This window comes from Bradyrhizobium cosmicum (assembly GCF_032290525.1).
GTDB classification, from domain to species: Bacteria; Pseudomonadota; Alphaproteobacteria; order Rhizobiales; family Xanthobacteraceae; genus Bradyrhizobium; species Bradyrhizobium cosmicum_A.
This window is the reverse complement of record NZ_JASXTA010000003.1, coordinates 323,848-335,741: the sequence shown is the minus strand read 5'-3', so window position 1 is coordinate 335,741 and position 11,894 is coordinate 323,848. Positions and strand designations below refer to the sequence as shown.

The 11,894-nt window shown below is 64.4% G+C and carries 13 protein-coding genes; 3 read left to right on the top strand and 10 right to left on the bottom strand.

The annotated features are described in order from the left end of the window. Positions 1 to 3: 3 nt before the first annotated feature. Entirely contained in the window at positions 4 to 1,014 is a 1,011-nt protein-coding gene (locus QSV46_RS07695; RefSeq protein WP_314948773.1) for an aldo/keto reductase, read from the bottom strand. Positions 1,015 to 1,290: 276 nt separating this feature from the next. Then, entirely contained in the window at positions 1,291 to 1,716 is a 426-nt protein-coding gene (locus QSV46_RS07690) for a PaaI family thioesterase (RefSeq protein WP_314948770.1), read from the bottom strand. Between the two features lie 70 nt (positions 1,717 to 1,786). On the opposite strand from QSV46_RS07690, the gene QSV46_RS07685 reads away from it, so the two are divergent. Together QSV46_RS07685 and QSV46_RS07680 are read left to right on the top strand one after the other, a co-directional pair. Beyond that, positions 1,787 to 2,413, top strand: coding sequence for a CoA pyrophosphatase (locus QSV46_RS07685; RefSeq protein ID WP_314948766.1), 627 nt, complete (start codon positions 1,787 to 1,789; stop codon positions 2,411 to 2,413). Positions 2,414 to 2,469: 56 nt separating this feature from the next. Next, on the top strand, positions 2,470 to 3,684 hold the full coding sequence (locus QSV46_RS07680; protein ID WP_314948763.1) for a hypothetical protein: 1,215 nt from the start codon (positions 2,470 to 2,472) through the stop codon (positions 3,682 to 3,684). A gap of 59 nt (positions 3,685 to 3,743) precedes the next feature. On the opposite strand, the gene mbfA is transcribed toward QSV46_RS07680, so the two are convergent. From mbfA to QSV46_RS07650, 6 genes are all read right to left on the bottom strand, one after another. Beyond that, complete coding sequence (gene mbfA, locus QSV46_RS07675; protein WP_314948761.1) at positions 3,744 to 4,715, bottom strand: iron exporter MbfA; 972 nt, start codon at positions 4,713 to 4,715, stop codon at positions 3,744 to 3,746. Between the two features lie 68 nt (positions 4,716 to 4,783). Continuing rightward, positions 4,784 to 5,926 carry an alpha/beta hydrolase gene (locus QSV46_RS07670; protein ID WP_314948758.1) on the bottom strand — a complete coding sequence of 381 codons (1,143 nt, stop codon included), beginning with the start codon at positions 5,924 to 5,926 and terminating at the stop codon, positions 4,784 to 4,786. A 116-nt stretch (positions 5,927 to 6,042) separates the two neighbouring features. Beyond that, positions 6,043 to 6,909 (bottom strand): MBL fold metallo-hydrolase, encoded by an 867-nt coding sequence (locus QSV46_RS07665; protein ID WP_314948757.1) that lies wholly within the window; start codon positions 6,907 to 6,909, stop codon positions 6,043 to 6,045. Positions 6,910 to 6,924: 15 nt separating this feature from the next. Beyond that, the gene (locus QSV46_RS07660) at positions 6,925 to 7,536 is read right to left on the bottom strand and encodes a glutathione S-transferase family protein (protein WP_314948755.1); all 612 of its coding nucleotides are present in this window, start codon (positions 7,534 to 7,536) and stop codon (positions 6,925 to 6,927) included. A gap of 157 nt (positions 7,537 to 7,693) precedes the next feature. Next, positions 7,694 to 8,536: a fumarylacetoacetate hydrolase family protein gene (locus QSV46_RS07655; protein WP_314948753.1), complete on the bottom strand. Its 843-nt coding sequence runs from the start codon at positions 8,534 to 8,536 to the stop codon at positions 7,694 to 7,696. Positions 8,537 to 8,726: 190 nt separating this feature from the next. Continuing rightward, complete coding sequence (locus QSV46_RS07650; protein ID WP_314948750.1) at positions 8,727 to 9,575, bottom strand: MBL fold metallo-hydrolase; 849 nt, start codon at positions 9,573 to 9,575, stop codon at positions 8,727 to 8,729. Between the two features lie 137 nt (positions 9,576 to 9,712). On the opposite strand from QSV46_RS07650, the gene QSV46_RS07645 reads away from it, so the two are divergent. Continuing rightward, positions 9,713 to 10,189 carry a DUF3775 domain-containing protein gene (locus QSV46_RS07645; RefSeq protein ID WP_314948748.1) on the top strand — a complete coding sequence of 159 codons (477 nt, stop codon included), beginning with the start codon at positions 9,713 to 9,715 and terminating at the stop codon, positions 10,187 to 10,189. A 178-nt stretch (positions 10,190 to 10,367) separates the two neighbouring features. On the opposite strand, the gene QSV46_RS07640 is transcribed toward QSV46_RS07645, so the two are convergent. Both QSV46_RS07640 and QSV46_RS07635 read right to left on the bottom strand, forming a co-directional pair. After that, positions 10,368 to 11,150 (bottom strand): SDR family oxidoreductase, encoded by a 783-nt coding sequence (locus tag QSV46_RS07640; RefSeq protein ID WP_314948745.1) that lies wholly within the window; start codon positions 11,148 to 11,150, stop codon positions 10,368 to 10,370. Positions 11,151 to 11,278: 128 nt separating this feature from the next. Further along, a complete protein-coding gene (locus tag QSV46_RS07635) occupies positions 11,279 to 11,791 on the bottom strand; it encodes a CvpA family protein (RefSeq protein WP_314948744.1) in 513 nt (170 codons plus the stop codon). Between the last annotated feature and the right edge of the window lie 103 nt (positions 11,792 to 11,894).

Here is an 11,894-nt window from a genome sequence, read left to right as displayed (position 1 = left end):
CTCTCACGCCGTCCGCGCGCGGCGGCCTTCGATCGGATAGGCCGGGTCGTTGTAGCCCGGCGTCGAGGGATGGCCGGGTGTCACTAGGCGGTCAATCAGGGCCTCGTCGTCCCCGGTGAAGCGGTAGTCGAGCGCGCGGATGTAGCCGTCCCACTGCTCCTCGGTGCGCGGGCCGGCGACGATCGACGAGACGAAGGCGGAGTTGAGCACCCAGGCGACCGCGAACTGGCCGGCGGTGATACCCTTTTTCTCGGCATGGGACTTGATCTCCTGCGCGAGCTGGAGCGATTCCGGCCGCCATTCGGTCTGCATCATGCGGGTGTCGTTGCGGCCCGCGCGCGTTTCCTTGTCCGGCGCTGAGTCGGGCTTGTACTTGCCGGTGAGCACGCCGCGCGCCATCGGGCTATAGGGCACGATGCCGAGGCCGTAATAGGAGCAGGCGGGTAAATGCTCGACCTCGGGCATGCGATTCATCGCGTTGTAATAGGGCTGGCTCACCGCGGGCCGGTCGATGCCGAGCCGGTCGCAGATGTTGCAGATCTCGGCGACGCGCCAGGCGCGGTAGTTGGAGACGCCGAAATAGCGCACCTTGCCCGCACGGATCAGGTCGCCCATCGCGCGCACTGTCTCCTCCAGCGGCGTCGCATGGTCTTCCTTGTGCAGATAGTAGATGTCGATGTAGTCGGTGCCGAGCCGTTTCAGGCTTTCGTCCGCGGCCTGCAACACCCAGCGCCGCGACAGGCCGACGCGGTTCGGATCATTGCCCATCGGATTGGCGAGCTTTGTCGCCAACACCCAGGCGTGACGGTTGTTGCCGATCGCGCGGCCCACGACCTCCTCGGATGCACCCTTTGCATAAGCATCCGCGGTGTCGATGAAATTGATTCCGGCCCCATGCGCCTTGTCGATGATCCGTTTCGATGTGGCCTCATCGGTTGGCCCGCCGAACATCATGGAGCCCAAGCAGATCGGCGACACTTTCAGGCCGCTCCGGCCGAGTTGGCGGTATTGCATGGGCGGGTCCTCGATGCTTTTGTTGAGTGGCAGCATAGCCAGCTACCGCCGTCATTGCGAGCGCAGCAATCCAGAAATGTGTTCGCCGAAAGATTCTGGATTGCTTCGCTATGCTCGCAATGACGTGGATGGGGAGGCTGCTTGCCACACTTTCGGCGGTCATCGCCCGGCTTGACCGGGCGATCCAGTATTCCGAGAAGGCTGCGGTTCAATCGAGAGGCCGCTGCGTACTGGATTCCCCGCCTCCGCGGGGAATGACAGCGACGGGTATCGCGCCTACTCCGGCCCCCTCAATATCTTGAACACGCCATTTGCCATCACCACGCAGCGGTTCTCCACCAGCACCTCCGTGTTCATGAAGATCAGGCTGCGCGTCGTGCGCACTACGCGGGGGCGGGAGATCAGGATGTCGCCGATCCTGCCGGCTTCGACGAAATGGGTGTCAAGCTGCACCGTCGCCAGATACTCCTTGCCCGAGACGCAGCGGGCGGCCATGCCGCAGGTGCGATCGGCGAAAGTCATCATCACGCCGCCCTGGACCATGCCGCGGCGATTGTGGTGCTTGTCCTCGGTGGCGAGCGCGAATTCGTAGTGTCCGTCGACCTTCCGCTCCCACAAGGGGCCGATCAAATGCAAAAAGCCCGTGGTCTCCAGGATGGTCCAGCCGTCTGATTTCAGCCTTGCGGCGGCCTTGTTGGTCATCTCTCCGTCCATCCTCGCGACGCTGTCTCTTCTCGTTTCATCAAGCGCGGTCCTGGTGTAGTCAAGCTTCATGAGAGCTTTCGACGATGCCACCAGGCGGAATATCGCAGAGGCCTGCGCCGCCTTCGCGCGGCTGCCTGATGCGGCCGGGCCGTCGGTGCTGAAGCGCGCCGCGGTGGTGCTGGCGCTGACCGCATCCAGCCACGGCGACGACACTGCGTTTCTGCTCACCAAGCGTGCGTCACACCTGCGCGCGCATCGCGGGCAATGGGCGTTGCCGGGCGGACGCTGCGATGCCGGCGAGACGCCGGTCGAGGCGGCACTGCGCGAACTCGACGAGGAGCTCGCGCTCAAGCTTTCAGCCGACGCGGTACTCGGCCTGCTCGACGACTATCCGACCCGGTCCGGCTATCTCATCACGCCGGTCGTGGTCTGGGCCGCCGACAGTGCGGCGATCAGGCCGAACCCGGACGAGGTCGCATCCGTCCATCGCATCGCGCTGACGACGATCGAGCACGACGACGCCTTCGATTTCACAGTCATTCCCGAAAGTGCGCGCCGTGTGATCCGCTTCCATCACCAGATGAGCCTGATCCACGCGCCGACGGCGGCGCTGATCTACCAGTTCCGCGAGGTGTTGGCCGGACGGCACACCCGCGTCACCGAGCTGGAACAGCCGGTATTCGCCTGGAAATAGCGATGGTAAACGGCGCGTTAACGTGACGGTTACCGGATGCCTGCTAAGAGGGCAGCATGCATCATTCGATTCGAAATGCCGTGAGGCTGGTTCCACTCGCGCTTGTCCTGCTCGCGCCCGCCGCGAGCGGCGGCGAGTCCGACGCGCTGACGCCGGCCGTCCGCGATGCCAAGGCCCAGCTGCTGTCGCAGTTTTTTGCGCAAGGCGGCGCGTCGCCGGCCGTGCTCGAATATCGCCGCAAGCTTGCGGAATATCAGGCGGCGCGCGCCGCTTTCGACGCTGAGGCCGGCGCCTATTGGAGCCAGATCTCGGAGAAGCGGAAGGGCCGCAACGCCAAGCGGCGCAGCGGGCAGCAGGTCACGCTCGACGATTACGTGCTGGAGCATCCGCCGCTTTACAACGGCCCGAAGCGGCCGGTGAATCCGGAGCCGGAGGAAACGCCGGAGCGCCCGACCAAAAAGCCTATACCGGTTGTCGCCGATCTCCTCCGCGCGGCGCAGGAGCTCTACCAGTTCACGCCGCAGCGCCCCTCCAGCGAGCTCGAGTTCAAGCGCGCCTATGCGCGCTATGCGCTGGCATCCGGGCTGACGCGCGAGCAGGCGGTGCGGGTCTATTCGTTCGAGACCGGCGGCACCGGCAGTTACGACGTGCAGGCGGGTATCGAGCACGGCGGCAAGCGCGCGATCTCGACCGCGATGGGCTACAATCAACTGTTGACCACCAACAGCGTCGAGCTGCTCGCCGAGCAGGGGCATGAATTCATCCGTGCGCTCTCCGACAAGGTGGCGCGCACCTCGGGGCCGGCGCGCCAGGCGCTCGAGCACAAGCTCACTGTGCTGAAGAAGATGGTGGCGCACGCGAAGTCGGTGCCGGACACCTGGTCGGAGCACGAGAAGATCGGCAACACCGCGCAGGGCTGGGCCATGCATGCGATGGTGCTCGACATCGACATCGGCCCGATGCTGCAGACCCACAAGCTGCTGACCTCGGTGCTGTTCGCGCGCGCCAAGGGTTACAATCGTCCGCTCTCCGCCGCCGAGCTCGAGATGATGAACCTCACCGGCGACGGCACCGGCCTCGACATGGTGACGATGCCGCAGGCGATGCGCGAGCAGGTGCCGACCTCGAACTTCTTCCAGCGCGGCGGCTACGAGCGCAACCCGGTCGCGATCCGCCACAACACGGTGGCCAAGCTGCTGGCGGTGACGGATACGCGGATGGACAGCAACAGCAACAATGCCGGCGCGCGGGAGCTGGCGGGCGCGTTTTAGGCGGCGTCAGAAAAACCGGATGCTCTGCGCGGACGGGCTATGACACCGAGGGGCGGCTGCTACGCCGCCCCGATCAATATTCCGACCGCCAGCACGATGGCGCCGCCGAGCACGATCTGGAACACGGCCTGGAGGAACGGCGTGTCCATGTAGCGCGCGCGGATGAAGGCGATCGCCCACAGCTCGAAAAACACGACCACGCCTGCGATCGCGGTCGCGATCCAGAACGCGTTGGGCCAGGAGTCCGGCACGAGATAAGGCATGGTGTGGCCGAGCCCGCCGAGCGTCGTCATCAAGCCGCAGGTGAGGCCGCGCAGCCAGGGCGAACCGCGGCCGGTTAACGATCCGTCGTCGGACAGCGCTTCGGCAAAGCCCATGCTGATGCCGGCGCCGATCGAGGCGGCGAGGCCGACCAGAAAGGCCTGCCAGTTCTGGTGGGTGGCGAAGGCGGCCGCGAACAGCGGCGCCAGCGTCGAGACCGAGCCGTCCATCAGGCCGGCAAGGCCCGGCTGCACATATTGCAGCACGAACATGCGGCGGCTGGTGCGGTCTTCCTCCGCGCGCACGTCGGAGCTCAGGATCTGGTCCGTCAGCTTGGCGGCGGTGTTCTCGTGGCCTTTCTCGGCTTCGGCAAGATCGCCGAGCAGACGGCGCACGCCGACGTCCTCGGCCTGTTCGGCCGCCTTCACGTAAAAGCGCTCGGCCTGCAGCTCCATCGTCTCGACCTCCCTGCGGATGGTGTCGAGCGGCAGGTTCTTGGTGAGCCAGACCGGGCGGCGGCGCAGGAAGCCCTTGACGTCCTCGCGGCGGATCGGGGGCAAATGCGGGCCGAAGCGCTGCTCGTACATTTCCAGCAGCATGTGACGATGACCGCGCTCTTCCTCGGCCATCTGCTCGAAGATCTTGGCCGAGTCGGGATAACGCTCCCTCAGGTCCTCGGCGAAGCTCATATAGATGCGGCTGTCCTCCTCCTCGGAGGAGATCGCGACTGCGAGCACCTCGCGCTCGGTCAGATCGGCAAAATTCTTCACGACGGCCCTGCTGGTGATAGTTTAGAATTATTCTAAACTATATAGGGCGCCATGGTTCCCGGGTCAAATCACGCCGTTTTCGCCAGGAAGTGGAGCAGCAACCGACTCACCTCGGCCGGCTGCTCCTGCTGCACCCAATGACCGGCACCGTCGACCAGATGGCAGCCGAGCATCTTCGTGCACCCGCCGCCCTGCATCGCCTCGAACACACCGGGCCGCTGATAGGTGCCCCAATCCTGCTTGCCCGAGATGAAGCAGGAGGGCACGTCGATGCTGCGCCCCGCAAACAGCTGCATCTCGCTATTCAGAGCGCCTGACGTGCCGTAGCGGTACCATTGCAGCCCGCCCTGGAATCCGGTGCGGCCATACTCGGCGCTGTAATAGGCGAGGTCGCTGTCGGGCAGCCATTGGTTGGCGGCGATCGCGGCCGGCGAGGGCATCTCCTTCGCAACTGTCTCCGCCATCGTCTCGCCGGCGTCCATCACGTAGTAGGTCGGCAGCTTTGCGAGTTCATCCGCCGACCATGACTTCAGCGGATAAGGTTTGTTGTCGGTCCAGTCCGCGCTCTTGTGATGGTAGTAGGCGCGCAGGAAATCATGCACGCCCTGCGGCGCGTGTTGCATGTCGGCATTCGCGGATCGTGTCGCATAATACCACTGATAATGTTTGCGCGGACGCGGCAGCGCGGCGAGCTCGCGATGCACCGGGTCTTCCATCGGTGGTTTCGCCGGCGCATCGACAGTGTCGAACGGCAGCGGCGGTGCTCCGCCGAACGGCGCGCTCATCAGCGTCACCGAGCGAAACACGTCAGGCCGGATCAGCGCGCCCCAGGCCGCGACCGGGCTGCCGAAATCATGTCCGGCGAGATCGACCTGCTTGTAGCCGAACGCCGACACCAGGGCGAGCGCATCGCGCACCAGGTTGAGGAGCGAGAAGGGCGCGAGATCGTCGTCGTAATCGGCGCTCCATCCCGTGGTGCGGCCGTAGCCGCGCTGGTCCGGCGCAATCACGTGATAGCCGGCTGCGGCGAGGACGGGCATCACCTTGCGCCAGGAGAAGGCAAGCTCCGGGAAGCCGTGCAGCAGCAGGATGCAGGGCCGCCCCTTGGTCTCGAAGCCGGCCTCGAGCACGTGCATGCGCAAGCCGTTGATGCCGTCGACATACCGCGAGCGAATGCCAGCGGGCAGGGGGATGTCGGGGAGTGCAGTCATGTTTGTTTCCTCGTCATGACCGGGCCTGTCCCGGCCATCCACGTTCTTGTTGGTGATCGATTGTAAGAACGTGGATGCCCGGGACAAGCCCCGGCATGACGGAAGCAGGGCGCGCGCTACACCGCCGCGCAAACGAAGCCGCTGCCCTTGCGCCTGATCTTCCCCACCGACGGCGAGGGAAAATGCGCGGTGCAGCACAGCGTGTCGGTGTCGCAATAGCGTTCCAGGAAGCTGCGGCGCGTCGATGCGGCTTGCGCCTGATCGACGTCGAACTTCATCGACAGCTCCGGGTAGAGCGCCTGCAACGGCGAGTGGATGAGGTCACCGGAGAACACCGCATCGTCCTTGCCGCGTCCAAGCGTGAACGCAACATGACCCGGCGTGTGGCCCGGCGTCGGCAGGATGCGCACGTGATCGCCGATCTGATGATCGCCGCCGACGAGCTCGTGGCGTCCGGCCTCGACCACCGGCAGCACGCTGTCGGCAAAGGCCGGCACCTCCGCCTTCGCGTTCTGCTCGGACCAATAGTCGAACTCCCGCTTGGCGAAGACGTAACGTGCCTTCGGGAAGGTCGGTACCCAATGGCCATTCTCCAGCCGGGTGTTCCAGCCGATGTGATCGGCATGCAGATGCGTGCACATGACGAAGTCGATGTCGCCCGGCGACATGCCGGCGGCGGCGAGGCTGCGCATGTAGGCGTCGTCGGTCTTCATGTTCCAGCTCGGCCGTGTTCGCGGCTTGTCGTTGCCGATGCAGCTGTCGACCAGAATGGTGTGGTGCGGCGACTTGATCACGTAGGACTGAAAGCACAGGAGCAGCGCGTCCTGCTCATCCAGCGCCTTGGCCTCGCGCATCCATGCGCGGTTCTCGGCCAGCACCTCAGGCGTCAGCCCGGGGATGAACTCCAGCGCAGGGAAGAACGGCGTTTCCTGCTCGATGACGCGATGGATGGTGAGATCGCCGACCGAGAATGTAAGGCTCATGGGTACTCCCGCGATTTACGCTGCCGGCGGTACAGAGAGTTGCACGGAAGGCCGCTTCAGCATCTTCTGATGGAAGGCGTCGAGCTTGGGATAGGCCTTGCGCCAGCCGCAATCGGCAAAGCGGAAATCGGCATAGCCGAGCACGCAGACGAGACCGATCTGCGAAATGTCGAACGGGCCGTTCAAAACGTCCGGCATGTTCTCGAACCGCGCCATGCCGGTCCACGCCCGGTTCCAATGGTCGTCCGACCACGCCTGCCATTGCAGGCCCTGCGGCCGCACCATCTTCTCGTAGCGGCACAGCAGCATGGAATCGAGCATGCCGTTGATCAGCGAATGATTGGTCTTGGCCTTCCAGCGCCGCGGACCGTAATCCGGGATCAGGCTGCCGCCCGCCATCTCGTTGAGATATTCGACGATGACGTAGGAGTCCAAAATCACGTCGCCGTCATTGGTGATCAGCACCGGCAGCTTCTTCAGCGGCGTAATGCGCGAATAGTCCTCGTTGGCGGTGCCCGGCGCGACCGTCGCGGGCGTCAGCTCGATCTTGTCGATCAGCCCGAGCTCGATCGCGGCGATGCGCACCTTGCGGGCAAAGGGTGAGGCGGGGGAGAAGGTGAGCTTCATGGGACAATTCCCTGCGATCGATATTGTACGAACGGTATCTCCCTCGTCATGGCCAGGCTTGACCCGGCCATCCACGCGCTTCCGCGTGGTTAGATTGGGAGACGTTCATGCCCGGGACAAGCCCGGGCATGACGACGAGTGGTGTGGTGATCGCAGCTCACGCCGCCACGATCTCCTGGCGCTGCTCGCCGAGGCCTTCGATGCCGAGCGTGACGACGTCGCCGACATTGAGGAAGGTCGGCGGCTTCATGCCGAGGCCGACGCCGGGCGGGGTGCCCGTGGTGATGATGTCGCCCGGCAGGAGCGTCATGAACTGCGAGACATAGGAGATGCACTTGGCCATCGAGAAGATCATGGTCTTGGTCGAGCCGGTCTGGCGGCGCTGTCCGTTGACGTCGAGCCACATCGACAGGTTCTGCACGTCCTTGATCTCGTCCTTGGTGGCGAGCCACGGGCCGAGCGGGCCGAACGTGTCGTGCGACTTGCCCTTGGTCCACTGGCCCAGGCGCTCGGTCTGGAAGTTGCGCTCGGAGACGTCATTGCAGACGCAGTAGCCGGCGACGTAGTTCAGTGCGTCGGCTTCCGAGACATATTTGGCACGGGTGCCGATGATCGCGGCGATCTCGACCTCCCAGTCGAGCTTGGTCGAACCGCGCGGCTTCTCGACCGCATCGTTCGGGCCGGACAGCGAGGTGTTGGCCTTCATGAAGATGATCGGCTCGGTCGGGATCGCAGCGCCGGTTTCCTTGGCGTGGTCGCTGTAATTGAGACCGATGGCGACAAATTTCGAGATGCCGGTGACAGGCGCGCCGAAGCGGGGCTTGCCGGAGACGGCGGGAAGCGAGGCCGGGTCGAGGCCTGCCAGCTTCTTCAGGGTATCAGGCGAATAGGCGTCGCCGGTCAGGTCCTTCACATGCGCCGACAGGTCGCGCAATTGGCCGGATTTGTCGATCAGGCCGGGCTTTTCCGCACCCTTTTCGCCGTAACGAACAAGCTTCATTCTCGTTTCTCCCTGAGATGGACCAAGCGGTTAAATAGCTTCATGGAACAGGGCGGCGGGAAATTCAACCGCCGAAAGGGGATGCATTGCAGCCCTCTTGATTCGGCGGGCGAATGGGTCGGCTTACGGGTCTCGTGCCCGGCTCAGCGGCGCAACGTTGCACGTTGCAACCGCGTCCGGAGCACGCAGTTCACCCCAGCGCCACAAACCTGAACGCATCCTCGTCCCGCTTGATATGCCCCGCCGAAAAATGCCCGCCGATCACCAATGTCGGCGTGTCGGCAAACCGGCCGAACAGCTCGCGCCGCGTCGCGGCCGATTGGGCCTGATCGGAGTCCGCGGTCGAGGACCAGTCGAGATGGGCCATCTGGCACGGATGATGAGCGGCATCGCCAGTGAGCAGGCCCTGCTCGCCGTCGGACCGGATCAAAATGCTCATATGGCCGGGGCTGTGGCCCGGGGTCGGGATCATGCTGATTTCGTCGGACAGCCGATGGTCGCTCGGGATCAGATCGGCCCGGCCGGCATCGACGATCGGCTTGACGGAATCGCCAAACACCGCCTGCTTGTCCGGCTCGATGGAATGGTCGCGCCAGTGTTCGTATTCGGTCTTGCCGAACACGTACCGCGCGTTCGGGAAGGTCGGCACCCATTTGCCGCCCGACAGCTTCGTGTTCCAGCCGACATGATCGACATGAAGATGTGTGCACAGCACGGTGTCGATGCTGTCAGGCGCAAAGCCCGCCTCCGTCAAGGTCTCCAGGAACGGTGTGGTGCGGTTATTCCAGGTCGGGACGTTGCGGCCCTGCTTGTCGTTGCCGAGCCCGGTGTCGACCACGATGCGCTTGCCTGGTGTCTCCACCACCAGCGAATGAATCGACATTTTCAGCCGCCCCTCTTCGGTGGCGAAATGCGGGATCAGCCACGGGAGCTTGCGGATCTCCTCGTTGCTCGCCAGAGGCAGAATGAAGCGGGTCGAGCCGACCGTCTCCAATTCAACGAGTTTTGTAATCTTGACCTTGCCGACCGTCCACTGCATCCGGCGCATCCCCATATTCTTGCTTTGGTGTTCTTGCTTTGGCACGGAACATGCGCAGTTTCCGCATCAGGCGCAATGGATCATCTGGCGAGATGCGGCGTTATCGCGGGAACCCAGGGACAGCCAAAGGGCCAGTCATGCCAGAGCTTGCAATTTCCGCCGAAAAGGTCGCCTTCATCATCGAAAAGGCGCGCGAGTTCGACGTCAAGGAAGGAAATTCCGACCCGGATTCCGGTTCGAACGCCACCGATGACGATGCGGTCGACGTGCTCGAAGACGACGGCTCCGATCCGGTTCGCAACGAGCTCGGCAGCTTCATGATCGCCCTGAACGAAGACGAGCAGCTCGATCTCGTCGCACTGACCTGGCTCGGGCGCGGTGACGGCACGATCGACGATTGGGATGATTTGCGCGCCCGTGCCGTGGAGGCGCGGTCCGAATATCGCAGCCCGCGCCGCGAAACGGTGCACTATTTGCTCGGCGAGCCGATGCTGGGCGATCTGCTCGCGGACGGGCTCGACGAATTCGGCATCAACTGGACCGAAGAAGGCCTCACCGCCGATTCATCCGCTCCGAGCCAGCGGGACGAGGACGAGATCACGAAGCAGCGGTGATCAGTCCCGCTCGTTTCCCGTCGTCATGGCCGGGCTTGTCCCGGCCATCCACGTCTTGCTTCGTGGTGCAAAGAACGTGGATGCCCGGGCCTTCGCCTCGCCGAAGCGGCTTCGACCGCGCAGGCGGGACAAGCCCGGGCATGACGAAGTCTCGTGGATGGTTTGCGTCGTGATGAGGTTACAGCGTGCCCGGGAACGCACCGCCATCGAGCAGGATGTTCTGCCCGGTGATGAAGCCGGCCTTGGCGCCGCACAGGAAAGCGCAGGCATAGCCGAACTCGTCGGGCTGGCCGAAGCGCCCGGCCGGGTTCAACTTGGCGCGCTCGGCCAAAATCTGGTCCGGCGTGACGCCGCGCTTGTCGGCTTCGGCCTTCGCGGTGCCGGTCAGACGATCGGTCTCGAACGGGCCCGGCAGCAGGCCGTTGATGGTGACGTTGTTGATCACGGTCTTGCGCGACAGGCCGGCGATGAAGCCGGTGAGGCCGGCGCGCGCGCCGTTGGAGAGGCCGAGAATGTCGATCGGCGCCTTTACGGCGGCCGAGGTGATGTTGACGATGCGGCCGAACTTGCGCGCCATCATGCCGTCCACCGTCGATTTGATCAGCTCGATCGGGGTGAGCATGTTGGCGTCGATCGCCTTGATCCAGTCGTCGCGGGTCCAGTTGCGGAAATCGCCGGGCGGCGGGCCGCCGGCATTGTTGATCAGAATGTCCGGCTCGGGACACGCCTTCAGCACGGCCTCGCGGCCTGCGGGCGTCGTGATGTCGCCGACGATCTCGGTGACGGTCACGTCGGGACAGGCCTTGCGGATGTCGTCGGCCGTCTTCTTCAGGGCCTCGGCGCCGCGCGCGGTCAGCGTGACGTGAACGCCGGCCTCCGCCAGCGAGATGGCGCAGGCACGGCCGAGGCCTTTGCTGGATGCGCAGACGATGGCGCGGCGACCTTTGATCCCAAGATCCACTGTTTCACTCCGTAATGTCAGGCAGGTTTTTTGGACGGCGGCACTCTAGCCAAGTGTGGTGCCGCTGATAAGGGAGGGGCTCGTACCAAAATGCATGCGCCTCGGCGCTGCGATGCAAATGCGCCTGATCAGATGCGCCGTTCCTGCTTGAGGCGGTCGATCGCGGACACCGCCTCCGGGGGGAGTGTCTTGAAGCCCATCTGCCCGGCGGCCGAGAACAGCGGCCGCAGATGGGAGCCCGCAAGGAAAGGAGGCTGGCGGTTGGCCGGCACGATACGGTCGAACACCAGCACCAGCGTGGTGGCGACGAGGCCGACCCTGATGGCGCCGAGCGCGGCGCCGCCGAGCCGGTCGCCGATGCCGGCCTCGCCGACCGTGTCGTCCAGCAAGAACCGGCCGATATATCCGAACAGCATGCCGACGACCACGAAGATCCCGAAGAACCAGATCCAGTTCTGCAGCAGCGGCGAGTTCGGATTGGCTGTAAGCTGCGGCGCGATCAACGGCATCAGCGCGACCGCGATGGGCGCGGCAAGAAGGTAGGCGAGAATGGTCATGGCGCTGCGGAGCAGGCCGGTCCTGAAACCGAAGCCGATCGCGATCGCGAGCGCCGCGTAGACCGCGAGATCGAAACTGTTCATGCGCGAGAGCCTGCCATGGAACGAATGAACGCCGAACCGATCATTCCGGTTTCAGATCGCTAAAATCGTCTGTATTGGTGGGCTCCAAAGCTCGGGACCTCGC

Bases quoted from the DNA above. Each gene is read 5' to 3' on its own strand.
- QSV46_RS07645 (WP_314948748.1), top strand. From the start codon at position 9,713: ATGCCAGAGCTTGCAATTTCCGCCGAAAAGGTCGCCTTCATCATCGAA.
- QSV46_RS07695 (WP_314948773.1), bottom strand. From the start codon at position 1,014: ATGCAATACCGCCAACTCGGCCGGAGCGGCCTGAAAGTGTCGCCGATC.
- QSV46_RS07655 (WP_314948753.1), bottom strand. From the start codon at position 8,536: ATGAAGCTTGTTCGTTACGGCGAAAAGGGTGCGGAAAAGCCCGGCCTG.
- QSV46_RS07690 (WP_314948770.1), bottom strand. From the start codon at position 1,716: ATGACCAACAAGGCCGCCGCAAGGCTGAAATCAGACGGCTGGACCATC.
- QSV46_RS07635 (WP_314948744.1), bottom strand. From the start codon at position 11,791: ATGAACAGTTTCGATCTCGCGGTCTACGCGGCGCTCGCGATCGCGATC.
- QSV46_RS07670 (WP_314948758.1), bottom strand. From the start codon at position 5,926: ATGACTGCACTCCCCGACATCCCCCTGCCCGCTGGCATTCGCTCGCGG.
- QSV46_RS07680 (WP_314948763.1), top strand. From the start codon at position 2,470: ATGCATCATTCGATTCGAAATGCCGTGAGGCTGGTTCCACTCGCGCTT.
- QSV46_RS07650 (WP_314948750.1), bottom strand. From the start codon at position 9,575: ATGCAGTGGACGGTCGGCAAGGTCAAGATTACAAAACTCGTTGAATTG.
- QSV46_RS07685 (WP_314948766.1), top strand. From the start codon at position 1,787: ATGAGAGCTTTCGACGATGCCACCAGGCGGAATATCGCAGAGGCCTGC.
- QSV46_RS07665 (WP_314948757.1), bottom strand. From the start codon at position 6,909: ATGAGCCTTACATTCTCGGTCGGCGATCTCACCATCCATCGCGTCATC.
- QSV46_RS07660 (WP_314948755.1), bottom strand. From the start codon at position 7,536: ATGAAGCTCACCTTCTCCCCCGCCTCACCCTTTGCCCGCAAGGTGCGC.